23 protein-coding genes are annotated in these 25437 nt (G+C 56.4%); 9 read left to right on the top strand and 14 right to left on the bottom strand.

The window, feature by feature from the left end:
• Positions 1-17 precede the first annotated feature (17 nt).
• Positions 18-893, bottom strand: a complete 876-nt coding sequence (locus tag J9880_RS02290; RefSeq protein ID WP_232770030.1) for a LysR substrate-binding domain-containing protein — start codon at positions 891-893, stop codon at positions 18-20.
• Positions 894-999: 106 nt separating this feature from the next.
• Between J9880_RS02290 and J9880_RS02285 the strand changes: the two genes are divergently transcribed.
• The 4 genes from J9880_RS02285 (at position 1000) to J9880_RS02270 (ending at position 5197) form a co-directional block, all read left to right on the top strand.
• A complete protein-coding gene (locus J9880_RS02285) occupies positions 1000-1884 on the top strand; it encodes a DMT family transporter (RefSeq protein ID WP_131693495.1) in 885 nt (294 codons plus the stop codon).
• A 103-nt stretch (positions 1885-1987) separates the two neighbouring features.
• On the top strand, positions 1988-2632 hold the full coding sequence (gene adk / locus J9880_RS02280; protein ID WP_095924991.1) for an adenylate kinase: 645 nt from the start codon (positions 1988-1990) through the stop codon (positions 2630-2632).
• A 244-nt stretch (positions 2633-2876) separates the two neighbouring features.
• Positions 2877-3839, top strand: coding sequence for a ferrochelatase (gene hemH, locus J9880_RS02275; protein ID WP_119826755.1), 963 nt, complete (start codon positions 2877-2879; stop codon positions 3837-3839).
• 38 nt (positions 3840-3877) lie between these two features.
• Positions 3878-5197, top strand: coding sequence for an inosine/guanosine kinase (locus J9880_RS02270; protein WP_232770029.1), 1320 nt, complete (start codon positions 3878-3880; stop codon positions 5195-5197).
• A 55-nt stretch (positions 5198-5252) separates the two neighbouring features.
• Here the strand turns inward: J9880_RS02270 and J9880_RS02265 are convergent, their stop codons facing one another.
• The 6 genes from J9880_RS02265 to copA all read right to left on the bottom strand — a co-directional run bounded on the left by J9880_RS02265 (position 5253) and on the right by copA (position 13953).
• Complete coding sequence (locus J9880_RS02265) at positions 5253-6497, bottom strand: GGDEF domain-containing protein (RefSeq protein WP_095924994.1); 1245 nt, start codon at positions 6495-6497, stop codon at positions 5253-5255.
• A 144-nt stretch (positions 6498-6641) separates the two neighbouring features.
• Complete coding sequence (gene ybaL / locus J9880_RS02260) at positions 6642-8333, bottom strand: YbaL family putative K(+) efflux transporter (protein WP_119826749.1); 1692 nt, start codon at positions 8331-8333, stop codon at positions 6642-6644.
• A gap of 231 nt (positions 8334-8564) precedes the next feature.
• Complete coding sequence (locus J9880_RS02255) at positions 8565-9782, bottom strand: MFS transporter (protein ID WP_095924996.1); 1218 nt, start codon at positions 9780-9782, stop codon at positions 8565-8567.
• 43 nt (positions 9783-9825) lie between these two features.
• On the bottom strand, positions 9826-10305 hold the full coding sequence (gene ybaK / locus J9880_RS02250) for a Cys-tRNA(Pro)/Cys-tRNA(Cys) deacylase YbaK (RefSeq protein ID WP_119826744.1): 480 nt from the start codon (positions 10303-10305) through the stop codon (positions 9826-9828).
• Between the two features lie 254 nt (positions 10306-10559).
• Positions 10560-11360 carry a TraB/GumN family protein gene (locus J9880_RS02245; RefSeq protein ID WP_119826742.1) on the bottom strand — a complete coding sequence of 267 codons (801 nt, stop codon included), beginning with the start codon at positions 11358-11360 and terminating at the stop codon, positions 10560-10562.
• Between the two features lie 49 nt (positions 11361-11409).
• A complete protein-coding gene (copA, locus tag J9880_RS02240) occupies positions 11410-13953 on the bottom strand; it encodes a copper-exporting P-type ATPase CopA (RefSeq protein WP_232770028.1) in 2544 nt (847 codons plus the stop codon).
• 184 nt (positions 13954-14137) lie between these two features.
• On the opposite strand from copA, the gene J9880_RS02235 reads away from it, so the two are divergent.
• The 3 genes from J9880_RS02235 (at position 14138) to cueR (ending at position 16291) form a co-directional block, all read left to right on the top strand.
• Positions 14138-15070 carry an extracellular solute-binding protein gene (locus tag J9880_RS02235; RefSeq protein ID WP_232770027.1) on the top strand — a complete coding sequence of 311 codons (933 nt, stop codon included), beginning with the start codon at positions 14138-14140 and terminating at the stop codon, positions 15068-15070.
• Positions 15042-15827 carry a molybdate ABC transporter permease subunit gene (locus J9880_RS02230; protein WP_195816796.1) on the top strand — a complete coding sequence of 262 codons (786 nt, stop codon included), beginning with the start codon at positions 15042-15044 and terminating at the stop codon, positions 15825-15827. Before J9880_RS02235 ends, J9880_RS02230 begins: the two co-directional genes overlap by 29 nt.
• Positions 15828-15889: 62 nt before the next feature.
• Positions 15890-16291, top strand: coding sequence for a Cu(I)-responsive transcriptional regulator (gene cueR, locus J9880_RS02225; RefSeq protein WP_095925002.1), 402 nt, complete (start codon positions 15890-15892; stop codon positions 16289-16291).
• Positions 16292-16300: 9 nt separating this feature from the next.
• Here cueR and J9880_RS02220 read toward each other — a convergent pair whose 3' ends face one another.
• From J9880_RS02220 to tesA, 5 genes are all read right to left on the bottom strand, one after another.
• The gene (locus tag J9880_RS02220) at positions 16301-16756 is read right to left on the bottom strand and encodes an NfeD family protein (protein WP_095925003.1); all 456 of its coding nucleotides are present in this window, start codon (positions 16754-16756) and stop codon (positions 16301-16303) included.
• Positions 16756-17676, bottom strand: coding sequence for an SPFH domain-containing protein (locus J9880_RS02215; protein WP_095925004.1), 921 nt, complete (start codon positions 17674-17676; stop codon positions 16756-16758). Before J9880_RS02215 ends, J9880_RS02220 begins: the two co-directional genes overlap by 1 nt.
• A 236-nt stretch (positions 17677-17912) precedes the next feature.
• Positions 17913-18764, bottom strand: a complete 852-nt coding sequence (locus J9880_RS02210; RefSeq protein ID WP_232770026.1) for a co-chaperone YbbN — start codon at positions 18762-18764, stop codon at positions 17913-17915.
• An 87-nt stretch (positions 18765-18851) separates the two neighbouring features.
• Positions 18852-19628, bottom strand: a complete 777-nt coding sequence (locus J9880_RS02205) for an SDR family oxidoreductase (protein WP_095925006.1) — start codon at positions 19626-19628, stop codon at positions 18852-18854.
• A 116-nt stretch (positions 19629-19744) separates the two neighbouring features.
• Positions 19745-20380, bottom strand: a complete 636-nt coding sequence (tesA, locus tag J9880_RS02200) for a multifunctional acyl-CoA thioesterase I/protease I/lysophospholipase L1 (RefSeq protein WP_123902755.1) — start codon at positions 20378-20380, stop codon at positions 19745-19747.
• On the opposite strand from tesA, the gene ybbA reads away from it, so the two are divergent.
• Together ybbA and ybbP are read left to right on the top strand one after the other, a co-directional pair.
• A complete protein-coding gene (gene ybbA, locus J9880_RS02195) occupies positions 20351-21037 on the top strand; it encodes a putative ABC transporter ATP-binding protein YbbA (protein ID WP_232770025.1) in 687 nt (228 codons plus the stop codon). The two genes, tesA and ybbA, sit on opposite strands and share 30 nt — an antisense overlap.
• On the top strand, positions 21034-23466 hold the full coding sequence (gene ybbP, locus J9880_RS02190) for a putative ABC transporter permease subunit YbbP (RefSeq protein WP_119826733.1): 2433 nt from the start codon (positions 21034-21036) through the stop codon (positions 23464-23466). Before ybbA ends, ybbP begins: the two co-directional genes overlap by 4 nt.
• Before the next feature lie 286 nt (positions 23467-23752).
• Here the strand turns inward: ybbP and purK are convergent, their stop codons facing one another.
• Positions 23753-24817 (bottom strand): 5-(carboxyamino)imidazole ribonucleotide synthase, encoded by a 1065-nt coding sequence (gene purK, locus J9880_RS02185; protein WP_232770024.1) that lies wholly within the window; start codon positions 24815-24817, stop codon positions 23753-23755.
• On the bottom strand, positions 24814-25323 hold the full coding sequence (gene purE / locus J9880_RS02180; RefSeq protein WP_095925011.1) for a 5-(carboxyamino)imidazole ribonucleotide mutase: 510 nt from the start codon (positions 25321-25323) through the stop codon (positions 24814-24816). The genes purK and purE overlap by 4 nt, the downstream gene beginning before the upstream one ends.
• Positions 25324-25437 lie beyond the last annotated feature (114 nt).

Here is a 25437-nt window from a genome sequence, read left to right as displayed (position 1 = left end):
TTACGCGACACCCTTTTTTATTGCTCCGTTTCTGCCTCTTCCTGTATCCAGTCCCTGAAAACGCGGATCTCCGGCTCGTCACTGCGCAAATGACTCACCAGCATGGCGGTGGCTCGGTCAGCTTTGCAAAAGCCCGCAGGTGCCAGCAGCGAGCCTTCCGCGAGCTCTTTCTTGACCAGCATTTTGGGCGTCATGCTGAACCCTAACCCGGTTTTTGCCGCCTGAATCGCCAGCATCAGATTATCGAAGTGCTTGCCTGCGCTGAAATCCCCGCGCGCACCCGTGACGTTCGCCCATTCCTGCCAGGCATTTATTTTCGTCCGGGCGTGCAGTAAAGGCAGCGACGTGAAATCCGGCGGTGAGGACAGTGTCCCGCATACGCCCGGCGCGCAGACCGGGCCGATAAAATCAGAACCGATTAACGTGGCTTCAAACTCTTCATGCGTGACGTGATGATCGCTTTTAATCAGCACGTCGGCGCGCTGGTTCGTCAGCAAACTGATGTCGGTTTGTGTCTGAAACGACAAGGTGATCTGCGGGTGTTGCAGCGAAAACCGGCTGATACGAGGTAACAGCCATTGCGCCAGAAAGCTGGCAGAACAGGCAATCGTCAGGTGATGTTCACGGCGGTGACGCATCTGATGACAGGTTTTTTCAATCTCACTGAACACCTGATCGCAGCAGGCTTTCAGCCGGACGCCGTCGGCGGTGAGATAAACACGCCCGCCTGTGCGATTAAATAACACTGTACCCAGCCAGCCTTCCAGATTCTTTATCTGATGGCTGACCGCGCTGTGCGTCACGTTCAGGGAATCTGCCGCTGAACTGAAGCTCTCGAATTGCGCCGCCTGTTTGAAATAGTGCAGGGCGCGCAGGGAAGGAAGGTCATTCATGCGTGTACCTTGTTAGTTTTTTTCATCCTCTGTGTCTGTTTATATCATTTTTTTTACCGCCGGAAGCCCTTTAGTCTTGCCGCAAAGTGAATGACAGGAGTGAAACATGCGTCAAACTGCGCCGGTGAACGGCAATCTGATCGGCATTCTCGGCGGGGTGATCCTCAGTACCGATTCCGTTTTTATCCGCCTGATGGCGATCGAAGATTCATGGCTGATTGTGGTGCTGCGCGGGGTATTTATGTGGGCACTGGTGGCGCTGGTCTGGTTGTTCTGGCCTGCATCGCGTTCCACATTGGGCGTGCCGTGGATCACCCGTAAAAATGCGCTATCAACGTTGTTTTTCTGTATCGCCTCCGCCTGTTTCGTCAATGCGCTCAATCGCGGCAGTATCGCCACGGTGCTGGTGATCATCTCTTCCACGCCTTTTGTCTCCGCCATTATCTCGCGCTGCTTTTTCGGTATCCGTATGGATAAAACGCTGATGCTGGCCGCGCTGGCCGGTATGGCGGGCGTTGCCGTGGTGATGAGCGGACACCCTGCCGGACGCGATCCTCTGGCGAATTATTTCGCGCTGGCCACCGCCATCTCAATGGCACTGGCGTTTATCTTCGCCTCGAAGGTCGAAACCGGCACCGTCGGGCTGCCTTCGCTCGGCGGTATTCTGGCGTCATGTTGTGCGGTGATGTTTTCAGGAGGTCATGTTTTACAGGGTTTGCCCGCGTTAGCCGGGGAACAATGGCGATGGGTGGCGCTTGAAGGGGCGGTTATCATGCCGCTGGCGATGGGGCTGATTGCGCTGTCAACCCGCTTTGTTTCTCCGGTTAATGCCGGGCTTTTTTTACTGCTGGAAACCGCGCTGGCACCGTTATGGATCGCCTTGTTTTTACACGAAAATCCTGCCCCACAGGCCCTGGTTGGCGGGGCGATAATTGTGCTGGCGGTGGTCTCCCAGACCTGGTGGATAAAGCGCCAACCCGGACAGGCTTAACCCCAATTTCAGCAGGGGGAGTTCCTTGAGCAAAATGGCTCAGAATGGTATGGTTGACCGTTTTTCGAGATTCATAAAAATTACATGCAAGGGGATTTACGCAATGCGTATCATTCTGCTGGGCGCTCCGGGCGCAGGTAAGGGTACTCAGGCTCAATTCATCATGGAGAAATTTGGCATTCCGCAAATTTCTACCGGTGATATGTTGCGCGCCGCTGTGAAGGCCGGAAGTGAGCTCGGCAAGAAAGCAAAAGAGATTATGGATGCCGGTAAACTGGTGACCGATGAACTGGTTATCGCACTGGTGAAAGAACGTATTCAGCAGGAAGATTGCCGCAACGGTTTCCTGTTAGACGGTTTCCCTCGCACCATTCCGCAGGCTGATGCCATGAAAGACGCGGGCATTAAAGTGGATTACGTGCTGGAATTCGACGTGCCTGACGAACTGATCGTCGATCGCATCGTTGGCCGTCGCGTACACCCGGGCTCTGGCCGCGTGTACCACATCCAGTACAATCCGCCAAAAGTGGAAGGTAAAGACGATGTCACCGGCGAAGACCTGATCACCCGTAAAGATGATCAGGAAGAAACCGTGCGTAAACGTCTGGTGGAATACCATGAGCTGACTGAGCCGCTGGTGTCCTACTACAGCAAAGAAGCGGAAGCGGGCAACACTCAATACGTCAAAATTGACGGCACACAGCAGGTTTCCGCTGTGCGTGACGAACTGGCTGCAATCCTGAGCTGATCGTCTGTTCTGCGCGCGATCACGGGGTGACTTCGGTCGCCCCGTTTGTTTTTCTGCGCCAACGCATCTGTAGCTTGAAGTATGAAGGGGATTAATAACTGTTCGCATTGATAGCTTATGCCGTTGTTCCCATCGCCTTTGTTTTCGTTACAATGGCCTGCGCCTCTTTGCTGCATCACAAATAAACGGGGGCGCCCATCATTTTTCGCACTGACTTCGGTGCCTTCAATTTAGGAAATTCAGCATGACGCAGACCAAATTCGGTGTTCTCCTGGTCAACCTCGGGACACCGGACGCTCCGACCCCGCAGGCCGTTAAAAAATATCTGGCTGAATTTTTGAGTGATATCCGCGTGGTTGATACGCCCCGTCTGCTGTGGTGGCCGATCCTGAATTTTGTGATCCTGCCGCTGCGTTCTCCGCGCGTGTCGAAACTGTATAAAGCGGTATGGATGGACGAAGGTTCGCCGTTGATGGTGTACAGCCGCCGTCAGCAAAAAGCGCTGGCAGAACGCCTGCCGGGAACGCCGGTGGAACTGGCGATGAGCTACGGTAAACCGGGCATGAAAGACCCCATTGAAAAACTTCTGGCGCAGGGCGTCACCAAAATGGTGGTGCTGCCGCTGTATCCGCAATATTCCTGCTCGACCAGTGCGGCGGTGTTTGACGGTGTGGCGCGGGTGCTTAAATCCCAGCGTCGCCTGCCTTCACTGAGTTTTATCCGCGATTACGCCACCCATCCGGCGTACATTTCCGCGCTGAAAGCCAGCATCCTGCGCTCGTTCGAACAGCACGGCGAACCGGATCGTCTGGTGCTTTCTTTCCACGGCATTCCGAAGCGTTTTGTCGCTGAAGGCGATGACTACGAACAGCGTTGCCGCGATACCGTGCAGGCGCTGACCGACGCGCTGCAACTGCCTTCAGGCAAAATTATGCTGACCTTCCAGTCACGCTTTGGCCGCGAGCCATGGCTGACGCCGTACACCGATGAAACGCTGAAAGGTCTTCCGGCTCAGGGAGTTAAGCATATTCAGATCCTGTGTCCGGGCTTTGCGGCAGACTGTCTGGAGACGCTGGAAGAGATCAAAGGCGAGAACCGTGAAATTTTTATTCATGCAGGCGGCGAGCGCTTCGAATATATTGACGCCTTAAACGACCAGCCGGAGCATATCGATTTGCTGCAACAGCTGGTCACTCAGCACTTCTGAATGAAGCCTGAGCCTGTTGAATTTCCCGAGAAAACTGAATGAAATTTCCTGGTAAACGTAAGTCCAAACACTATTTTCCGGTCAGCGCACGTGACCCTTTATTGCGTGATTCTATGTTGCAGGCGATGCAGCCGGAATCGGAAGCAGGGGCGTCTTATATCGTTGGCATCGATCAGACCATGGTCGATATCGAAGCGCGTGTGGATGAAAATTTTGTGTCCCGTTACGGGCTGACACCCGGCGAATCCAACATTCTTGATGATGAGATGTCGGAAGCGCTGTATCAGGAACTGATGAGCCACGCGCTGATCAGCCATCAGTTTGCCGGTGGCACCGTCGGCAATACGCTGCATAACTATTCCGTGCTGGCCGACGACCGTTCGGTGCTGCTGGGCGTGATGTGTAACAACGTCAAAATCGGTGATTACGCGTACCGCTATTTATGCAATACCTCCAGCCGCGTGGATCTCAACTTCCTGCAGGGTGTGGACGGCGCCATCGGGCGTTGCTTCACGCTGATCAGTGACACCGGCGAGCGTACGTTTGCCATCAGTCCGGGCAAGATGAATGAGTTACAGGCGCACAGCGTGCCGGAAGATGTGATAGCCGGTGCCTCTGCGCTGCTGCTGACTTCGTATCTGTTGCGCAGCAAGCCGGGCGAACCGATGCCGGAAGCCACCATGCAGGCGATTGAATACGCGAAAAAGTATCATGTACCGGTGGTCTTAACGCTGGGCACGCAATACGTTATCGCGGAAGATCCGCAGGCATGGCGTGATTTCATCCGTGAAAACGTGTCGATTCTGGCGATGAACGAAGATGAAGGTTTTGCGCTGACGGGCCTGAAAGATCCGCTGATGGCGGCAGATAAGGCGCTGGACTGGGTCGATCTGGTGCTGTGTACCGCCGGACCGAACGGTCTGTTTATGGCGAGTTATACCGAAGAAGAATTCAAACGCACCACCCAGCATCCGCTGCTGCCGGGGGCGATTGCCGAATTCAATCAGTACGAATTCAGCCGCGCAATGCGCCGTGACTGTTGCCAGCAACCGCTGAAGATTTATTCCCACATCGCACCTTACATGGGCGGGCCGGAAAAAATCATGAACACCAACGGAGCGGGTGATGGCGCACTGTCTGCGCTGCTGCATGATATCGCCGCCAACGGTTTCCACCGCACCTCAGTGCCCAACTCCAGCAAACATGCCCGCGAGTATCTGACCTATTCCTCACTGGCGCAGGTGTGTAAATACGCCAACCGCGTGAGTTATCAGGTGCTGAACCAGCATTCACCGCGTCTGACGCGTGGTCTGCCGGAACGCGAAGACAGTCTGGAAGAAAGTTACTGGGAACGATAAACTCACCGGGAACGAAAAGTGAAAAGGGCGGGAAATTGAATCCCCGCCCTTTTTTTCAGCCCGCCTGTACCTGATTCCTGCCCGACGTTTTTGCGCGGTATAGCGCGTCATCCACCCGTTTAAACAGGCTGGTAAAATCTTCACCGGTTTCGTATTGCACCACTCCGACGCTGACCGTGACCGACGGCAGATCAGGGCGGGCAAACCGTTCTACGGCCGTACGCAGTGTTTCCGCGACATGCAGCGCGCCTTCCAGACCGGTCAGCGGCAGCAAAATCAAAAACTCTTCGCCACCCCAGCGGAATACGGTATCGCTCTCGCGGATGCCGGTTTCCAGCGTTCGCGCCAGCATCACCAGCGCGTCATCACCTTTGTTGTGTCCGTGCTGATCGTTAATCGCCTTGAAATGATCGGCATCCACCAGCATCAGGCTGAAATTGTGCGTGCGTTGCGGGTTTTGCGTCCGCGCATTTTCCACCAGTTGCATGAACTGGCGGCGGTTTCCCAGTCCTGTCAGCGGGTCGCGCAGGGCGGCATGTTCCAGTTCCTGCTCGAGGCGTTTCTGTTCGGTAATGTCGTGAATAATACATAGCATCAGCCGGACGCCTTCCAGATCCACCGGTCCGGCGTACGTCTGCACGTGGCGCAAGTTGCCGTCTGCCAGTTTATGCACAAAGGTCAGTGGTTTGTGACCGCCGGGCAGACGGGCGATTTCGTGCATCACCGGCAACACATCCTCACCCATCGCGTTGATTTCCCATGTGTGTTTCATACAGATGTCATCACGTGAGTAGCCATAAAACCGGGTTGCGGCCAGATTGGCATCCACAATTTGTCCGTTATTGGCCGGGTCGATCAGCAACATCGGCGCGCTGTTGGTCTGGAAAAAACGTTCATAGAAACTACTTTCGTCGCGGCGATAAGGTCTGGCGTTATCCGGGAAAGGGCCGGGGACGGGCACATTTGCCGCCGAGGTATGTGCGCCCTCAAAGACAATCGCCGGTTCCTGAATGCCAAACTGCGCCAGTGAAAGACGGCAACTGAGCGGAAAAGCGCGGCCTTCCTTGTGAATGGTCCAGATCTCAATGATCTGATCCCCTTTCTTCAGGTTCGGCAGGTAAGAGTCGAGGGATTGCTGGGAATGCACAGAGAACTGACCATTGCGCAACGGGCCTAACAGGCTGTTACCGGCGAGCACTCTGGCGGCCGTATTGGCAAAAAGAATATGCTGGTTATGCGTTGAGACAACCCAGACCGGCGTGCTCAATATGTTTAACGTTTCCAGTTGGGATAGCAACATCGCAGTACCGATCAATATTTGGCATGAGCACAGAATACCGCGAATTGATCTGATTTGGTTTTTTAATGTTGCGCAAATTTTAACGGAGGGGAAAGGGCGGGAAACGGACGCAGCAAACACACTGCGCCCGGAGTTCAGCAGGCGTCAGATCGGACAGAATGGCCGTTTTTCGTCTTCGGTCATGACATCGATCTGCAACATATCCAGCATGCTGTTGGCGATTTCCCGCTCGCCCATCACCACGCGATCCGCGCCGCGTTCCATGATGTAGGTGACTTCATCGTCATAATGCGCACGGGCAATAATTTCGATATTAGGCCGCCTGGTGCGGGCGGAGGCGACGATTTCTCCCGCTTCATACCCGTTGGGAATGGTCACCAGCAGCCAGCGGGCGCAGTCGAGCCGCGCCAGATCCATCACTTCCTGATTGGCGGCATTGCCCAGCACCGTGCTGATGCCCTGATCGCGCAGCGCCTCGACACGCGGTCTTGAGTTTTCAATCACCACCAGCGGGATACCGGCGGCCTGTAGTTTTTCACCGAGCAGACTGCCCACGCGACCATAACCGACCAGCAGCGCGTGATTGCACAAATCGAACGGGATTTGCTTCTCGTCTTCAACGGCTTCTTCAACACTCTGGTCTTCGATGGTTTCCGTTTTCGTCAGATACTTTTCCAGCAACGTGAACAGCAGCGGGTTAAACATGATCGACAGGATCGCGCCCGCCAGCACCAGATTGCGGCCATGTTCAGACAGCAGCCCCAGTGAAATCCCAAGGCCTGCCAGAATAAAGGCGAATTCACCGATCTGCGCCAGACTGACGGAAATCGTCAGCGCGGTGCGTTTGGAATGCCCGAACATCTTCACCAGTAAGAAGGCGGCAATCGATTTACCGAACACGATAATCGCCAGCGTCGCAATCACGGTCAGCGGCTCGCGCACCAGAATCATAGGGTCGAATAACATACCGACCGAGACGAAGAACAGCACCGCAAACGCATCGCGCAGCGGCAGGGTGTCATGGGCGGCACGCTGGCTGAGTTCGGACTCGTTCAGCACCATACCGGCGAAGAACGCGCCGAGTGCGAACGACACGTCAAAGAACTCGACGGCGCCGTAGGCGATGCCCAGTGCCAGCGCCAGAACTGACAGCGTAAACAGTTCGCGTGAACCGGTGCTGGCGGTTTTGGCCAAAATCCACGGTACCACGCGGCGGCCGACGACCATCATCAGCACCATAAACGCGATCACTTTACCGATAGTCACCGCCAGCCCGGTGAGCAGTTCGACCGGGCTGGAGTGATGGCTTTCCAGCATGCCGCTGAACGCCGGCAGCAGAACCAGCGTCAGCACCATCACCAGATCTTCCACAATCAGCCAGCCGATGGCGATTTGCCCGCGCTGGCTTTCAATCAGTTGCCGCTCTTCCAGCGCACGCAACAGCACCACGGTACTGGCGGTGGACAGGCATAACCCGAACACCAGGCCGGTGGCCAGATCCCAGCCCATCAGGCTCGATAACCCCATCCCAAGCAGCGTCGCTACCGCGATTTGCGCTACAGCGCCGGGAATGGCTATCGACTTTACGGCCAGAAGATCTTTCAGCGAAAAATGCAGGCCGACGCCAAACATCAGCAGGATGACGCCGATTTCTGCCAGTTCAGGGGCCAGCGACGTGTCTGCAACAAAGCCCGGTGTAAACGGACCGGCCAGCACGCCAGCGGCGAGATAGCCCACCAGAGGGGAAATTCGCAGGCGGTTGGCGAGCATTCCTAACAGGAACGCTAAGACCAGACCGCCGACGATGGTAGTGATGAGAGGCGTAGAATGATGCATTCAGACTCCTTCTGGTTATGCACAAAGCAAATGTGTTGCAGATTGTTTCTAAGTTTATGGCAAAAATCGTTATCGCGTTGGGGAATTTTGGCCTTTTTTGTACGAAATCGCCCGCAGGCCGTAAAAAAAATCCCAACGGACGATTTAAATGGGTTTTATCGGGCAGATATCAAGGGCATAAGGGGTTTGACGCTGCCGTTAAAAGAATATCGGCAGCGTCAGGCAGGAAGTTTAGCGGTGTTTACGTTCAATATTCGGCAGGAATGCGGTCAGGATGCCTAACAACGGCAGGAAGGCACAAATCTGATACACCAGCTCGATGCTGGTTTTATCCGCCACGTAGCCCAGCACCGCCGCGCCCAGCCCGCCCATACCAAAGGCCAGACCAAAGAACAGGCCGGAAACCATGCCGACTTTCCCCGGCATCAGCTCCTGCGCAAACACCAGAATGGCCGAAAATGCCGAGGCAAGGATCACGCCGATAATCACGCTCAGTACGCTGGTCCACATCAGATTGGCGTGAGGCAAAAGCAGCGTAAATGGCGCAACGCCGAGAATTGACACCCATATGACGTATTTGCGCCCAATCTTATCGCCCACCGGTCCGCCGATAATCGTACCCGCCGCCACGGCGAACAGGAAAACGAACAGATGGATTTGCGCGCTCTGCACCGATACACCAAATTTATGGATCAGGTAGAAGGTGTAATAACTGCTCAGGCTGGTCAGGTAGAAATACTTCGAGAAAATCAGGATCAGCAAGATACCCATCGACATCGCCACCGTTTTGCGTGGCAGCAGCGTCACCTGAGTGTTCACCGGTCCGCGCTTTTTGGCGAGCTGGTTTTGCTGGCGATACCACTTACTGATTTGCAGTAACACCACGATACCGAGCAGCGCCGCGAGTGAGAACCACGCGACATTGCCTTTGCCATAAGGCGCAATGATCAGCGCCGCCAGCAGCGGACCCAGCGAGGAACCGAAGTTGCCGCCGACCTGGAACAGTGACTGCGCCAGCCCGTGACGTCCGCCGGAAGCCATGCGTGCCACGCGCGACGATTCAGGATGGAACACCGAGGAACCGGTGCCGACCAGCGCCGCCGCCAGCAGCACCACCGGGAAACTCTGCGCCACCGCCAGCAGCAACAGCCCGGAAAGCGTGAAGCCCATACCGATCGGCAAAGAATACGGCTGCGGATGTTTATCGGTGTAAGAGCCGATCAGCGGCTGCAACAGCGAAGCGGTGATCTGGTAGGTCAGGGTGATCAGCCCGATTTGCGTGAAGCTCAGCGAAAATTCGTTTTGCAGCAAAGGATAAATCGCCAGGATCAGCGACTGGATCATGTCATTAAGCAGGTGGGAAACGCTGATCGCCGCCAGAATAGAAAACGCAGTCTTTTTGACTGCGTCTTTCTGCGGGCTTTCAGACGTTGACGTGGTGTCTGTCATAGCGGGTAGACCTTATTATTTTAGGGTACAGATATGATGGCTATCAGCCGATTTTTGCGATCTCAGCAAACCGGCCTTTCAGTAAGCGACAAAGATCGCCTGCGGACAGTTCAATATCAAGACCGCGTTTACCCCCGGAAACATAAATGGTGTCGAATGTTTGCGCCGGGCTGTCGATCACCGTTGGCAGCAGCTTTTTCTGCCCGAGCGGGCTGATGCCGCCGACCAGATAGCCGGTCACCCGCTGCGCAATCACCGGATCCGCCATATCGGCTTTTTTCGCCCCCAGGGCTTTCGCGACTTTTTTGAGATCCAGCTGCGAGGCGACCGGCGTCACCGCCACGGCCAGATTTTTGGCATCGCCGTTCAGCGACACCAGCAATGTTTTATAAACCTGACGCGCATCCAGACCGAGTTTTTTTACGGCTTCATCGCCAAAATGAGTTTCATCGCTGCTGTGTTCGTACGGGTGAAGGGTAAAGCGGACCTTATTCTTTTCCAGGAGTAATACGGCAGGGGTCATAGCCTGTCTCCTCAGTGTTATTTTAGGTTTTTGTTCGAAATTTCATCAGTCGTTCAATCTGATGAAATTAAACAATAAAGTGCGATTATTAAGCGAGGGAGAAATAGTAGAGCAATGAATGGTTATTGCCAAGACCCAACACAGATTGCTACCCTGTGCCCGCCGGTGCTGCGTCCGTAAGGGCTGGCACTGAAGCTATAACTAATAAAATGAAATTCCTCTTTGACTGGCCGGCCTTAAAACCGGCCATTTTTTTATCCTTTCAGCAAATCAGGCAGATTCCCTTCGCCATACAAATGCAGCGCGCCGACGGCGACCACGTAGTCTCCCGGCGGGAGATCCAGCAGCAGTTGCTTCCAGCGCAGGTTCCGCTGATTCATCAGAATGTCGTACAGATCGCTGCTGAAAGTATTCGGCAGTGGTTCGGCCGACACCCCCGGTTTGGTATCCAGCCACCAGCTGATCATGGTTTGCAGCAGGCGGGCGTTGGTGTGCCAGTGCGTCAGGGTGTCTTCCAGCAACGTCAGGCCATCGTCCGGCAGTTGCTGCAACAGGGCAAACTGTTCCTGCGGGCCTTCCAGTTCAATGATTTTTGTGTCCTGATTTTTGGCAGTCTGCAAAAGCTGATAGTCGATGCCGTAATTGCCACGCAACCCGAGGCGCTGCGCCTGTGTGGCCTGGAGCATCAGCGCAATCTGCCACGACGGCAGCGGATTGAGCGTCCACATGGAGACGCCCAGTTCTTCGCATAAACGTTCGACGTGCAGATACTGGGATTCAGGCAGGCGTTCGGCCAGCGGCGGAAATTCGCCGGTCATGCTGAAAGGGGATTCCGTGCCGCTGATATCGGCTTCGACAATCAGGGCATCGGCTTTTTGCAGACGGCGTAACAGTGGCGCAGGCAGCGGTTGCATATCCTGCGTGCCCATATGAATGCTGCCCACCAGATGCAGGGAACGGTTGCCGGGAAGCTGAATATCAATGGCGGGATAGGCATACTCGACAGGGAACAGCCTGCGGAAACCGCGTAATACCCGGTTGAAAAACTGCGCCATAGTGCATGGTCTCCCGAAAAATGAGAGACCATGCTAACGCGTCAGCGTTTTAGCGAACAGGGGAAACGTCTTGTTTTTTCGGCGTAAAGTGCAACAGACGATTTGCATTGGCGACGACGGTAATCGAAGACAGCGCCATCGCTGCACCCGCCACCACCGGGCTGAGCAGTGTGCCGGTCAGCGGATAAAGCACACCCGCCGCGACCGGGATACCAATCACGTTATAAATAAACGCCCCCAGCAGGTTCTGTTTCATATTGCGCAGCGTGGCCTGTGACATCGCCAGCGCATCCGCCACACCGTGCAGGCTCGGGCGCATCAGCGTTATTGCCGCCGTTTCGATCGCCACATCACTGCCGCCGCCCATCGCAATGCCGACATCCGCCTGCGCCAGCGCCGGGGCATCATTGATGCCGTCGCCGATCATCGCCACCTGCTGACCTTTTGCCTGCAAGCGTTTAATGGCATCGGCTTTGCCCTCCGGACGCACGCCGGCAATCACCTGATCGATCCCTGCCTGCGCGGCAATCGCCTGTGCTGTGCGCGGATTATCCCCGGTCAGCATCACCAGCTGATAACCCAGTTGGTGCAGGCGTTGCAGGGCGCTTTTGCTGTCTTCGCGTAACGGGTCGCGCAGGGCAAACAGCGCCGCCAGCTGACCGTCAGCCGCCAGTAAAACCGGCGTCGCGCCTTCACCTGCCAGGCTTTCCAGCAGGGCATCCGCCTCGCCGGTATCGATGCGGTTTTCATGCATCAGCGCCAGATTACCCAGCAACAGCGCGGTGCCTTCCGCCTCGCCGCGCAAACCCAGCCCGCCGAGGGTGCGGAAATTCAGTACGTCAAGGATATCCTGCCCTTCGGCTTTTTCCACAATCGCCTGCGCCAGCGGATGATGCGACCCTTTTTCCAGTGCGGCCGCATAGCGCAGCGCCTGCTGTTCAGGGATGCCGCCAAAGGTGTGGATATCCGTCACTTTCGGCTGGCCTTCGGTCAGCGTCCCGGTTTTATCGAACACCAGCGTGGAAAGCGTGCTGGCTTTTTGCAATGCATCGGCATCACGCACCAGCACACCGAATTCTGCCGCACGGCCTACGCCTGCGGTAATCGACATCGGCGTCGCCAGCCCCAACGCACAAGGACAGGCGATAATCAGCACGGTGGTGACGATCACCAGCGTATACATCAGTTGCGGCTGCGGGCCGAAGAAGTACCAGATTGCGCCGCTGAACAGGGCGATCAGCACCACGGCGGGCACGAAGACAGAAGAGATTTTATCCGCCAGTTTGCCGATTTCCGGTTTACTGCCCTGAGCTTCCCGCACCAGTTTGATAATGCGGGAAAGCGTGGTCTGGCTGCCGATAGCGTCGGCACGGAACAGCACGCTGCCGTCTTTCACCAGCGTCCCTGCATGGACTTTTTCACCCTGCGATTTCTGCTGAGGGATCGGTTCGCCGGTCAGCATGGCTTCATCCATCCAGGCTTCGCCGCTTTGAATTTCACCGTCAACCGGCACGCGGTCACCGGTGGTCAGACGCAGCGTCATGCCTTGCTGAACGTCCGCCAGTGGCAGGGTTTTCTCTCCTTCACCGGTGACAACGCGCGCGGTCGGCGGCGTCAGATCCAGCAGGCGTTCAAGCGCCTGAGAGGAACGCTGGCGTCCCCGTTGTTCCAGCGCGTGACCGAGGTTAATCAGGCCGATAATCATCACGCTGGCTTCATAATAAAGATGGCGTGCCTGCATCGGGAACGCGTCCGGCCACAGGCTGACCGCGAACGAGAATACCCACGCCGCGCCGGTACCGAGTGACACCAGCGTGTCCATGTTGGCGCTGCCGTGCATCAGGTTTTTCCACGCGCTGCGGTAGAAATGCCCGCCCGCGACCACCATGATCAGCAACGTCAGCAACCCGACAATCAGCCAGCCGGTCTGGTTACTGGCGGTGACCATCATTTCGCCGCCGAGCAGTCCCCATAACATCATCGGGATACCGGCTGCGAGACCCACCGCCGCCTGCCAGCTGAAACGGATCATGCTTTTACGCGAGGTTTGCTGCTGGCGCTCGCGGCGTTTGGTTTCGTCGATAATAATTTCAGCGCCGTAACCGGCACGTTCAACGGCGGCAATCAGCGCGTTCTGGTCAGCATCGCCGCTGACCAGCGCACTGCGTTCCGCCAGATTGACCCGCGCCCGCGCGACGCCTTCCACGCCTTCCAGCGCCCGTTGCACTTTACTGACACAACTGGCGCAGCTCATGCCGCTGAGTAACAGCTGCACGCTGTCACCGGCGGTCTGCGGGGCGGAAGTTTCAGCCGGAACAGGTGACGCGGCCGCTGACAGGGGTTCCGGCAAAACACTCGCCTTATCGGTCAGCGGCTCAGATTTTGGGGATGTGTCTCCCGCGACCTGCGCGTCGTAACCGGCGTTGACCACGGCGTCGATCAGGCTCTGGCTGCTGGCCTCGCCTTTAACGATGGCTTTATCCAGAGACACTTCCACCGCGGTGGTGCCTTCGACCGCTTCCAGTGCTTTACGTGTTGAAGCGACACAGTGCCCGCAGGACAAGCCTTGCAGGGATAATACGGTAGTCGTCATGATGAATTTCCTCAGGGTTAACTTCACTCAGGACAGAGGATAAACCTTCCAGCAAGGGGAAGGTCAAGCCCCAGTCTCTTCTGCCTGCAAATCTTTTCCATTTACACTTTATTTAGAAAGTTGGCTTGAAATTGCCTTATCGTTATACCCACAACTATATAGCGGTAAATCAGGGATAACATGTATGGGCAAGATTCAGAAAACCGGACTGACGGCGGCATTATTGCTGGCGGGTCTGGCAGCATCACAGGGTTCACAGGCGGCAGACGATTTTCGCGTGACTTACGCCGGTTCGATGGGCGTGGTGATGGATAAATATCTGGGGCCGGATTTCGCGCAGCAAAAACACGTGAATTATCAGGGGCAGGGGCAGGGCGCTTACGGCATGGCAAATCTGCTGGCATCGAAAAAAGTGGTGGCGGATGTGTTCGTGTCGATCACGCCGGGGCCGGTTGAAATCCTGCAAAAAGCCGGACTGGCCGGGCAGGCGATCCCGGTCGCCAGCACCAGCATGGTGATTGCCTACAATCCGAAAGGCAAATACGCTGAGCAGTTTGCCGCGATTAAAGACGGTAAGGCGGGCGCTGAGCCGTGGTGGAAAGTGCTGCAAACGCCGGGGCTGCAATTTGGCCGTACCGATCCGGTCAGCGATCCGCAGGGTCAGAACATCATTTTCACCATGATGCTGGCTGAAAATTACTACAAACAACCGGGGCTGGAAAAAGCGGTGCTGGGCGACATACAAAATCCTAAACAGATTTCCGGCGAAGGCGGTTTACTGACCCGTCTGGAAGCCGGTCAGGTTGATGCGGCGTCGGGTTACGAAAGCGCCACGATTTCCGCCCATCTGCCGTACATCAAATTGCCGGATGAAATTAACCTGAGCAATCCGCAGATGAGCAAAGACTGGTACAGCAAAGTCACGTTCAATGTGAAAGATGCCAGCGGCAAAGAGAAAACGCTGAGCACTCAGCCGCTGGTGTTTTACGCGGTGGTGCTGAACAACGCGCCGCATCCGGAACTGGCGAAAGCATTTATCAGCTACATGCAAAGTGCCAAAGGTCAGCAACTGTTTGAACAAAATGGTTATGACAAACCGAAAGGCGGAAACCTTTAAGTTGCGCGCGTCAGGCATGGCGGTTCCCGCACTGGCACTGTTAATGGTGCCGTTTGTCACGCTGCTGTTCCTGACGCCGTGGTCAGATTTTCATCTGGCTTACGGCGACAGCCATGCGGTCGCGGTGTCGCTCGGGCTGAGTCTGGTGTCGGTGGGCCTGATTATTTTACTCGGTCTGCCGGTGGCCTTCTGGCTGGCGAAAACCGCGTCACGCTGGCGCAATGTGGTGGAAGTGCTGGTGCTGATCCCGTTGCTGACGCCGCCGCTGGCGATGGGCATTTTACTGGTGTCAGTGTACGGGCCGTACGGTTCGGTCGGCGAAATCCTGTCTGCTACAGGCATGACGCTCAACAACAATGCGCCCGCGTTCGTGCTGGCGCAGATTTATGGCGCACTGCCGTATTTCATTATCTCCGCCAGAGGTGCGCTGGAAGCGGTGCCGAAAGACGTTGAAGAAGCCGGGAAAACCCTCGGCGCTTCGCCGTTTCAGGTGTTTATCCGGCTGACACTTCCGCTGGCGTCACGCGGCATTGCCGCAGGCGTGGCGATCGCCTGGGTGCGCGCCATCGGTGAATTCGGCATTGTGATGGTGTTCTGCTATTTCCCGCAGGGCATACCGGTAAAAATGTTTATCAATCTGCAAAATGACGGCGTGACCTCGGTGTATTCGCTGTTGTGGATCCTGCTGATCGTGACCCTGCCGTTGCCGATGTGGCTGCTTCTGCGTACCAAAAAACAAACCGTCCATTACAGCTGATCGCTTCTGATGGCGTATGATGTCCGTATCATGCGCAAAAATCAGGTTGTCGTGGAGGCGAAATGAACATCAGTGATGTGGCGAAAAAAACCGGGCTGACCAGTAAAGCCATCCGTTTTTATGAAGAGAAAGGGCTGGTCACCGCACCGGCTCGCAGCGAAAACGGCTACCGCAGTTATGCACAAAAACATATCGAAGAACTGACCTTACTGCGTCAGGCACGACAGGTCGGTTTCACGCTGGAAGAGTGTCAGGAGCTGGTGGCGTTGTTCCACAATCCTGACCGGCACAGTGCGGATGTTAAAGCGCGGACGTTAGAAAAGGCCGCCGAAATTGCGCGGCACATTGAAGAGCTTAAAGCCATGCGTGAGCGCTTACTGACGCTGGCGGAATCCTGCCCCGGTGACGATGGCGCGGATTGCCCGATCATCGACAATCTCAGTGGCTGTTGTCACAAACACTGAGAGGGGGTTTTAGCGAACCTCAGGTTCCACGCGCAGCGTGGCGCCTTCCACGCCGGTGATCATCACTTTGTCACCGACATTGAGCGGCGAGGTGCAGATTGCGCGCCAGCTGCTGTCACCGATTTGTACCCGCGTAAACTGATTGGTTACCGGTTCCAGCACGGTGGCGTAAGTACCCACTAACTGCTGGCCGCGCTGGTTCAGGGCTGAATTACCGGCCGGTTTATCGGCACGCAGATTCAGCCATTTCCACCACAACCACGCCGCCAGAATGGTCAGCAGCGCGAACGCCGTGCCCTGCCATTCCCACGGCAACGGCAGGATCCAGGTGACAGCGCCCACTAAGGCCGCTGCCACGCCGCTCCACAGCAAGTAACCACTCGCACCGACCAGCTCAGCCGCCAGCAACAGGCCGCCCAGAGACAGCCAGAATACGTGCGGATTTGCCATGAAATCATGCAGCATTATTTGCCGCCTTTGGTTTCTTTCAGCAGCTCAGCAATCCCGCCGATAGACCCCATCAGGCTGGTGGCATCCAGCGGCATCATGATGATTTTGCTATTATTCGCAGAACCAATTTTGGTCAGCGCATCCGTGTATTTTTGCGCGACGAAGTAGTTAATCGCCTGGACGCTGCCCGCTTCAATGGCTTCAGATACCATTTTGGTTGCCTGCGCTTCCGCTTCCGCCGCACGTTCACGCGCTTCTGCCTGCAGGAAGGCAGACTGACGTTCACCTTCCGCTTTCAGGATTTGTGACTGTTTTTCACCTTCAGCACGCAAAATAGCGGACTGACGCACGCCTTCGGCTTCCAGAATATCGGCACGTTTTGTGCGTTCGGCTTTCATCTGCGCATTCATCGCGGAAATCAGTTCAGCCGGTGGGCGCACATCGCGGATCTCGATACGGGTGATTTTCACGCCCCACGGATTGGTGGCTTCATCGACGATATGCAGCAAACGTGCGTTGATGTTGTCGCGTTGTGATAGCATCTCGTCCAGTTCCATCGAGCCAAGCACGGTACGGAAGTTGGTCATGGTCAGGTTGACGATCGCCTGCTCCAGATTGCTGACTTCATAGGCGGCGCGCGCCGGATCAATCACCTGAATAAAACACACGGCATCGATGGCGACATTGGCGTTATCGCGGGAAATCACTTCCTGAGAAGGAATGTCTAGCACCTGTTCCATCATATTGATTTTGCGGCCGATGCGGTCAACAAACGGCACGACCAGATTCAGCCCCGGCATCAGGGTTTTGGTATAACGGCCAAAGCGTTCAACTGTCCACTGATAGCCCTGTGGCACGATCTTGATCCCGGCGTACACCACCAGTAGCGCCAGCACGATCAGAATGAGGATAGGAATGGGAATGAGGTCAAACATAGTATGAAACTCCTGTAAAACTGTGTCCTGATTATTCCTGAGGGAATAATCGAATAAAAACATGTCCCTGGCGCACTCACCGACCGGTCAGGCGCGTGCTCAATTGTCGCACAAATCGTTAAGTCATCGTATTAATAAAGGATAGTTCAGGGGATAAAAGACGGGGAAAAAGCCAAAAAAAACGCACGTCCGGTGAAGTGACGTGCGTAGCCTGATTCAGCGGTAAATCTGATGAATTAATACAGCAGAGAATATAACTGACGGCGATATTTGGCAGCCAGCGCATCGCCGGTGCCCAGTGCCGCCATGATATCCATCAGCGTTTTACGCGCCGCGCCATTTGCCGCACCCAGATCTTTTTTCAGCGGTGCCATCAGCAGTTCCAGCGCTTCTTCGTTACGCCCGACCTGATGCAGTTGCAGGCTGAGTTTCACCACCAGCTCGGCGTTTTCAGGATCCTGCTGGAGTTCCTGTTGCAGCAGCTGAATTTCCGGCGTGTCAGCGGCCTGTTTCAGCAACTCGATCTGCGCGATCAATCCCTGATAACGGGAGTCTTTATCCTGTAACGGGATGGTCGCCAGTACGGCTTCAGCGTCGTCGGAGCGGTTGAGGTGAATTTGCGTTTCCGCCAGCAGCAGGCCGATATCACTGCGGTAATTGCTCAGCTGCCAGGCATCTTTCAGCAACGGCAGGGCTTCCGCGACGTTGCCCGCCTGCAACAGTTCCTGCGCCTGAGCCAGTTTCAGCTCTTCTTCTTTCGGCAACACTTTTTGCAGCAGTTCACGGATGACTTCTTCCGGCTGCGGCCCCTGGAAACCATCGACAGGCTGACCGTCTTTAAACAGGTACACCGCCGGGATTGAACGCAGACCAAACTGCTGAGCAATCATCTGCTCGGTGTCGCAGTCCACTTTCGCCAGGATCAGCTGACCGGCGTATTCCGCAGCCAGTTTGTCGAGGATCGGCCCCAGTTGCAGACAATGCTGGCTGCGCTCAGACCAGAAATAGAACATCACCGGCACGGACATGGATTGTTCCAGCGTCTGGTGCAGGTTGGTTTCGTTGATATCGATAATTGTAGGAAGCATGAATTCTGTCTCTCTGACTAAGGCGTTAAAAGCATTAAAAATGAAATGGGGGCGACTCGTGCCGCTTCAACCCCTTATCGCTTTTACTTAGCTGTTTCCGCGTAATAATTTGTCCAGTACGCGCGCGGGTAAAAGGCGTTTCAGCACGGTCAGGGCATGGGCGACCAGCGTGACCGGATAACGCAGGCGCGCGCGCGGGTTTTCTAAAGCATGGTGCAGTTTTGGCAAAACTGCCTCCGGCGTCAGTGTAAAACGACGGGCAATGCCCGGATTTTCGACCGGCTGATCGGCCTGTGACTGATTCACATTGGCGGTGAAATTGCTGGTCAGCGGGCCGGGTTCTATCAGGCTGACCTGAATGCCGGTGCCGTGCAGCTCCATGCGCAGGGTGTCCGACCAGGCTTCCAGCGCAAATTTACTGGCGGCATAGACGCCCCGGCGCGGCGTGGTAATCAGCCCCATCACCGAGCTGGTCTGGATAATACGGCCTTCGCCGTGCGGCAACATGGCGGGCAGTAACAATTGTGTCAGCTGATGTGTGCCGAAAAGATTGGTGGAAAATTGCTTTTCGAACTGCCCGCGGCTGATGGTGCTGAGCGGCCCGTAAACGCCAAAACCGGCGTTGTTAAACAGGCCGTACAGGCGGTTGCCGGTCAGCGCAATCACCTCATCGGCTGCCTGTTCAACGCTCTTCGGATCATCCAGATCCAGCTGAACAGTTTCAAAACCCATCTGTTGCAGCGTGTCGATATCCTGTGGTTTACGGCACGCCGCCAGTACCCGATAACCGCGTGTGCGCAAATCCTGGGCGGCAACCAGCCCGATACCACTGGAGCAACCGGTAATTAATACTGCTTTTTGCATAACTTTACCTGTGAGGTGTCCCTATTTTTTATGACTGTGATTTACTAGGGAGTCGGGTGAAAAAGGTAACGTCTTGGTTTTACTCACGTCCCGTTATTATTTTTATATGCCGTATGTTAACCCTGATGCGTCAGCAGCGGTGTGAGTTTTTCTGACATCCAGTCGGCGATAAACGGTTGTGCCGCCAGTGCCGGGTGTAAACCGTCGTCCTGCATCCATTCGGGTTTGACGGCGACCTGCTCCATAAAGAACGGCACCAGCGGGATATTTTCCTGCTTCGCCAGCGCCGGATAAAGGGCGTAGAACGCGTCACCGTAGCGGCGGCCATAGTTAGGCGGCAGGCGGATTTGCATCAGCAGCGGCTGCGCACCGGCTTGTTTAACCTGTGCGATCACTTTCGTCAGGGTTTGGGAAAGGGCTTGTGGCGGAAAACCCCGCAGGCCATCGTTGGCCCCCAGTTCAATCAGTACCCAGCGCGGATGATGCTGTTGCAGCAAGGACGGCAGACGCGCCAGCCCCTGTTCAGCGGTATCGCCGCTGATGCTGGCGTTAATAATGACGGGTTTTCCGCCTTCTTTTTGCCATTTGTTATTCAGTAATGTCGGCCAGGATTCGGCGACCGGCAGACGATAGACAGCACTCAAACTGTCGCCAATAATCAGTAAGTTATCAGCAGCCACGGCGCGAAAACTCAATAATCCTAACAACATAAGGAAGGGGAGATGCCAGCGGAAAATGTTCTTGAAGTTCATCATCTAAGTAAGCACGTCGGTCAGGGTGAAAGTCAGCTCACCATCCTGTCCGGTGTGGAGCTGGTTGTCAAACCTGCCCAGACAATTGCCCTGATTGGCGAATCCGGTTCCGGCAAATCCACTTTGCTGGGCATTCTTGCCGGGCTGGATGACGGCACCGACGGTGATGTGAAATTGCTGGGCAAATCCCTCCGCGATCTCAACGAGGAAGGGCGTGCGGCGTTGCGGGCAAAAAATGTCGGGTTCGTGTTCCAGTCTTTCATGCTGGTGCCGACGCTTAACGCGCTGGAGAACGTCCAGCTTCCCGCGCTGTTACGTGGCGAAAGCGACAGCAGCAGCCGTCAGCAGGCGGTGCAGCTGCTGGAAAGTCTCGGGCTGGGCGGTCGTCTGCATCATCTTCCGGCGCAGCTTTCCGGCGGCGAACAGCAGCGTGTGGCGCTGGCGCGGGCGTTCATCGGCAAACCGAAATTACTGTTTGCCGATGAACCGACCGGCAATCTGGATCGCGCGACCGGCGAACGAATTGTCGATCTGCTGTTTTCCCTGAACCGCGATGCGGCGACGACGCTGATTCTGGTCACGCATGATGAACAGCTGGCGGCGCGCTGTCAGCGGCGGTTGCGTCTGCGCGACGGGAAATTGTGGGAGGAAGCATGATCTGGCGCTGGTTCTGGCGGGAATGGCGCTCGCCTTCGCTGCTGATCGTCTGGCTGGCGCTGACACTGGCGGTGGCCTGTGTGCTGGCGCTCGGCAGTATCAGCGACCGCATGGACAAAGGGCTGAGTCAGCAAAGCCGCGAGTTTATCGCCGGGGATCGTGTGCTGCGGTCCGCGCATCCGATTACCGAAGCCTGGTTGCAGGATGCGCAGGCGCAGGGGCTGAACGTCAGCCGTCAGCTGTCGTTTATGACCATGACCTTTGCGGGCGAAACCCCGCAACTGGCGGCGGTGAAAGCCACCGATCTGGCGTATCCGCTGTATGGCACATTGCAAACCGAACCGGCAGGGCTGAAACCTGAGCCGGGCACCGTGCTGGTTGCGCCGCGTCTGCTGGCGCTGCTGAACGTGAAAGTCGGCGACAATCTGGATGTTGGCGATACCACGCTGAAAATTGCCGGTGTGGTGGTGCAGGAACCAGATTCGGGCTTTAACCCGTTCCAGACTGCGCCACGCGTGATCATGAATCTGGACGATGTGGCGAAAACCGGCGCGGTTCAGCCGGGCAGCCGTCTGACCTATCGCTATATGTTTGCCGGTTCGCCGCAGGCCATTCAGACCTATGGCGATGCGATCAAAGGGCTGCTCAAGCCGGATCAACGCTGGACCGGCATGGAAGATTCCGATGGCGCGCTGGGCAAATCATTACAGCGTTCACAGCAATTCCTCACATTGTCGGCGCTGCTGACCCTGATGTTGTCGATTGCGGCGATCGCGGTGTCGATGGGGCATTACTGCCGCAGCCGTTACGATCTGGTTGCCGTACTGAAAACGCTGGGTGCCGGGAAAAAGGCGCTGCAAAAACTGATTATCGGACAGTGGCTGGCGGTGCTGGTGCTGGCAGGATTGTGCGGCAGCGTGGTCGGGCTGGTATTCGAAGCCATCCTGATGAAGGTGCTGGCGCCTGTTCTGCCCGCGGCGTTGCCGCCTGCCGGTGGCTGGCCGTGGGTGTGGTCGATGGGCGCGATGGTGGTGATTTCTCTGCTGATCGGCATCCGTCCGTATCGTCAGTTGCTGGCAACCCAGCCGCTGCGGGTGCTGCGTCAGGATGTGGTGGCGAACGTCTGGCCGCTGCGTTATTTCCTGCCGGTGATGGTTGTGGTGGTGGTCGGTTTGCTGGCGGCGCTGATGGGCGGCAGTTCGTTGCTCTGGTCGCTGCTGGCGGGCGTGCTGGTGCTGTCACTGTTGCTCGGCGTGATTGGCTGGGGCGCACTGCTGCTGTTACGCAAGCTGACGTTCCGTCAGTTGCCGCTGCGTCTGGCGGTAAACCGCCTGCTGCGCCAGCCGTGGGTGACACTCAGCCAGCTGGCGGCATTCTCGATGTCGTTTATGTTGCTGGCATTGCTGCTGGTGATGCGCGGGGATTTACTGGATCGCTGGGAACAACAACTGCCGCCGGACAGCCCGAATTACTTCCTGCTCAATATCACCAAAGAGCAAATTCCGCAGGTGACGGATTTCCTGCATCAGCATAACGCCGCGCCGGAAACCTTCTATCCGATTGTGCGGGTTCGTCTGACCAAAATTAACGACCAGATTGCCACCGACATCATTAAGCCGGATGACGCAGGCGGCGAAGCGGTGAACCGTGAGCTGAATCTGACCTGGATGGCAGGGCTGCCGGATCATAATCCGCTGGTCGCCGGTAACGGGCCGCCAAAAGCCGGTGAAGTGTCGGTTGATGAAGGGCTGGCGGGACGTCTGGGACTGAAACTCGGGGATACGGTGACCTTCAGCGGCGATACGCAGGAGTTCAGCGCCAGAATTACCAGCCTGCGAAAAGTGGACTGGGACAGCCTGAAGCCGAATTTCTACTTCATCTTCCCGCCGGGGGCGCTGGATGCACAGCCGCAAAGCTGGCTGACCAGTTTCCGCTATCACGGTGATGACCGCACGATCACGCAGCTTAACCGCCAGTTCCCGACGCTGAGTCTGCTGGATATCGGTTCGATCCTGCGTCAGGTCGGACAGGTGTTGCAGCAGGTGAGCAGGGCGCTGGAAGTGATGGTGATCCTGGTGATGCTGTGCGGCGGATTGCTGCTGCTGGCGCAGATTCAGGTCGGTATGCGTCAGCGACGTCAGGAACTGATTGTGTACCGCACGCTGGGTGCCAGCAAAAAAATGCTGCACCGCACACTGTGGTGTGAGTTTGCCGTGCTCGGGCTGGTGGCGGGTATTGCGGCGGCGATCGGCGCGGAAGCCGCATTATGGCTGCTGCAACGCAAAGTGTTCGATTTCCCGTGGGAACCCAATTATCTGATGTGGATTGCGGTGCCGGTTGTCAGCGCCGTGCTGTTGTCCGTCTGCGGGGGATGGCTGGGCGTGCGGTTGCTGCGGGGGCGGGCGTTGTTCCGGCAATACGATAGTTAATGGTTTGCTCCTCCCCCTGCGAAGGGGAAGGCAGGGAGGGGGTTTTAAGGGCTAACTCTTTGTCAAAGCACACTTTAACTACTGGATTTTGACCTTAATACCCCACCCCAACCCTCCCCTTCGCAGGGGAGGGAGCCGATCGAGCTTTTCTCCTCCCCCTGCGAAGGGGGAGGGCGGGAGGGGGTTTTAAGGGCTAACTCTTTGTCAAAGCGCACTTTAACTATTGGATTTTGACCTTAATACCCCACCCCAACCCTCCCCTTCGCAGGGGAGGGAGCCGATCAAATCAAATCTTTTCAACTGCCCATTCAATGCCGCTGGCGTATTCTTCCGGCAGCATCGGAACCAGTGCGTTGAGGTTGGCTTTCAGCAGGCTGGCGCTGGCGTCGTTAAGGTTCAGGTGTCCGACTTTACGGCCGGGACGCACCTCTTTCTCGTACCAGTGCAGATTGACCAGCGGCAGGCTCAGCCATTCTTCTGAGACATCTGTGCCGATCAGATTCACCATCACCGACGGCGTGCTGACGACCGGTTTCGGCAGCGGCAGACCCAGAATGGCGCGCAGATGCATTTCAAACTGGCTGTAAGATGCGCCGTTTTGCGTCCAGTGCCCGCTGTTGTGGACACGCGGAGCCAGTTCATTGATCAGTAAACCTTCGCTGACCACGAAACATTCCATCGCCATTACGCCGACATAATTCAGTTCGTTCATGATCGCCGACAGCATGCTTTCCGCCTGCTGTTGCAGGGCAGCGTCAGGTTGCGGCAGCGCAACGCTGGTGCGCAGAATGCCGTCCTGGTGCAGGTTGTGGGTCAGCGGATAAAAGACGGTTTTGCCGTCGTGACCCCGTGCGCCGACCAGCGAAACTTCGCCGGAGAAGTTGATGCCCTGTTCAACGATGCATTCGCCGTAGCAATCCTGCGGCAGGGTATGTTCTTCGCCGGAACGCAGACGCCACTGACCACGGCCGTCGTAGCCGCCGACGCGGCGTTTAACAATCGCCAGTTCGCCAAGCTGGGAGAAGACCTGCGGCCATTCGGCGGCATCAGCCAGTAACTGCCACGGCGCGGTCGTCAGACCGAGCTGGTCGAGCAATTGTTTTTGCGTCAGGCGATCGGCCAGACGCGGAAATATGTCGCGGTTAACGAACGCATTGTGCGTCGCCAGTTCGCGGGTCAGTGCCGTTTCCGGCCAGCGTTCGATTTCAGCGGTGATCACGCTTTGCTGATACGGCACGGCTTCCGGTTCGGCATCCAGACCCACAGGATAAACGGCGATGCCCAGCGGTTCACCGGCCTGACGCAGCATTCTGCCTAACTGACCGTTTCCGAGTACGCAAACCGGCTTCATGCTTCCTCCCGCGGATCGGGATTGTTCAGCACTTCGTCGGTTTGTGCGATGCGCCACGCGGCCAGATTTTTGGCAATCTCAGCATCGTGCAGCGCCAGAATTTGTGCAGCCAGTAATGCAGCGTTTGCCGCACCGGCTTTACCAATCGCCAGCGTACCGACCGGGATGCCGCGCGGCATTTGCACGATGGAATACAGGCTGTCGATGCCGCTCAGTGCAGCACTTTGCACCGGTACACCGAGCACCGGCACCAGCGTTTTTGCCGCCAGCATGCCCGGTAAATGCGCTGCGCCACCGGCACCCGCAATGATCACATCAAAGCCGTTGGCGGAAGCCTGCTCAGCAAAAGTGAACAATTTATCCGGCGTACGGTGAGCGGAGACGATATCGACATGGAAAGGAATATTCAGCGTTGTGAGAACTTCTGCGGCGAACTGCATGGTCGCCCAGTCACTTTTAGACCCCATAACGATGGCGATTTTTGCCGGGGTAACGTTGGATGACATGTCTGTAAAGCTCCTGTGATTCGGAAATAGAAACTGCGAGGGCGCAAATGATAGCATGCTCCGTGAGGGAGGAAAACGGTTGCGTCGCCGCAAAACGGTGCATTTTTGGTGAGA

This window comes from Rahnella victoriana (genome assembly GCF_021276285.1).
In the GTDB taxonomy this organism is placed as follows: Bacteria; Pseudomonadota; Gammaproteobacteria; order Enterobacterales; family Enterobacteriaceae; genus Rahnella; species Rahnella victoriana.
The sequence above is the reverse complement of the archived record's forward strand: the minus strand, read 5'-3'. Positions and strand labels throughout refer to the sequence as shown.

What these genes read in the sequence shown, in the direction of transcription:
- J9880_RS02290 (WP_232770030.1), bottom strand. Translation starts at nt 893, where the DNA reads ATGAATGACCTTCCTTCCCTGCGCGCCCTGCACTATTTCAAACAGGCG.
- J9880_RS02285 (WP_131693495.1), top strand. Translation starts at nt 1,000, where the DNA reads ATGCGTCAAACTGCGCCGGTGAACGGCAATCTGATCGGCATTCTCGGC.
- adk (WP_095924991.1), top strand. Translation starts at nt 1,988, where the DNA reads ATGCGTATCATTCTGCTGGGCGCTCCGGGCGCAGGTAAGGGTACTCAG.
- hemH (WP_119826755.1), top strand. Translation starts at nt 2,877, where the DNA reads ATGACGCAGACCAAATTCGGTGTTCTCCTGGTCAACCTCGGGACACCG.
- J9880_RS02270 (WP_232770029.1), top strand. Translation starts at nt 3,878, where the DNA reads ATGAAATTTCCTGGTAAACGTAAGTCCAAACACTATTTTCCGGTCAGC.
- J9880_RS02265 (WP_095924994.1), bottom strand. Translation starts at nt 6,497, where the DNA reads ATGTTGCTATCCCAACTGGAAACGTTAAACATATTGAGCACGCCGGTC.
- ybaL (WP_119826749.1), bottom strand. Translation starts at nt 8,333, where the DNA reads ATGCATCATTCTACGCCTCTCATCACTACCATCGTCGGCGGTCTGGTC.
- J9880_RS02255 (WP_095924996.1), bottom strand. Translation starts at nt 9,782, where the DNA reads ATGACAGACACCACGTCAACGTCTGAAAGCCCGCAGAAAGACGCAGTC.
- ybaK (WP_119826744.1), bottom strand. Translation starts at nt 10,305, where the DNA reads ATGACCCCTGCCGTATTACTCCTGGAAAAGAATAAGGTCCGCTTTACC.
- J9880_RS02245 (WP_119826742.1), bottom strand. Translation starts at nt 11,360, where the DNA reads ATGGCGCAGTTTTTCAACCGGGTATTACGCGGTTTCCGCAGGCTGTTC.
- copA (WP_232770028.1), bottom strand. Translation starts at nt 13,953, where the DNA reads ATGACGACTACCGTATTATCCCTGCAAGGCTTGTCCTGCGGGCACTGT.
- J9880_RS02235 (WP_232770027.1), top strand. Translation starts at nt 14,138, where the DNA reads ATGGGCAAGATTCAGAAAACCGGACTGACGGCGGCATTATTGCTGGCG.
- J9880_RS02230 (WP_195816796.1), top strand. Translation starts at nt 15,042, where the DNA reads ATGACAAACCGAAAGGCGGAAACCTTTAAGTTGCGCGCGTCAGGCATG.
- cueR (WP_095925002.1), top strand. Translation starts at nt 15,890, where the DNA reads ATGAACATCAGTGATGTGGCGAAAAAAACCGGGCTGACCAGTAAAGCC.
- J9880_RS02220 (WP_095925003.1), bottom strand. Translation starts at nt 16,756, where the DNA reads ATGCTGCATGATTTCATGGCAAATCCGCACGTATTCTGGCTGTCTCTG.
- J9880_RS02215 (WP_095925004.1), bottom strand. Translation starts at nt 17,676, where the DNA reads ATGTTTGACCTCATTCCCATTCCTATCCTCATTCTGATCGTGCTGGCG.
- J9880_RS02210 (WP_232770026.1), bottom strand. Translation starts at nt 18,764, where the DNA reads ATGCTTCCTACAATTATCGATATCAACGAAACCAACCTGCACCAGACG.
- J9880_RS02205 (WP_095925006.1), bottom strand. Translation starts at nt 19,628, where the DNA reads ATGCAAAAAGCAGTATTAATTACCGGTTGCTCCAGTGGTATCGGGCTG.
- ybbA (WP_232770025.1), top strand. Translation starts at nt 20,351, where the DNA reads ATGCCAGCGGAAAATGTTCTTGAAGTTCATCATCTAAGTAAGCACGTC.
- tesA (WP_123902755.1), bottom strand. Translation starts at nt 20,380, where the DNA reads ATGAACTTCAAGAACATTTTCCGCTGGCATCTCCCCTTCCTTATGTTG.
- ybbP (WP_119826733.1), top strand. Translation starts at nt 21,034, where the DNA reads ATGATCTGGCGCTGGTTCTGGCGGGAATGGCGCTCGCCTTCGCTGCTG.
- purK (WP_232770024.1), bottom strand. Translation starts at nt 24,817, where the DNA reads ATGAAGCCGGTTTGCGTACTCGGAAACGGTCAGTTAGGCAGAATGCTG.
- purE (WP_095925011.1), bottom strand. Translation starts at nt 25,323, where the DNA reads ATGTCATCCAACGTTACCCCGGCAAAAATCGCCATCGTTATGGGGTCT.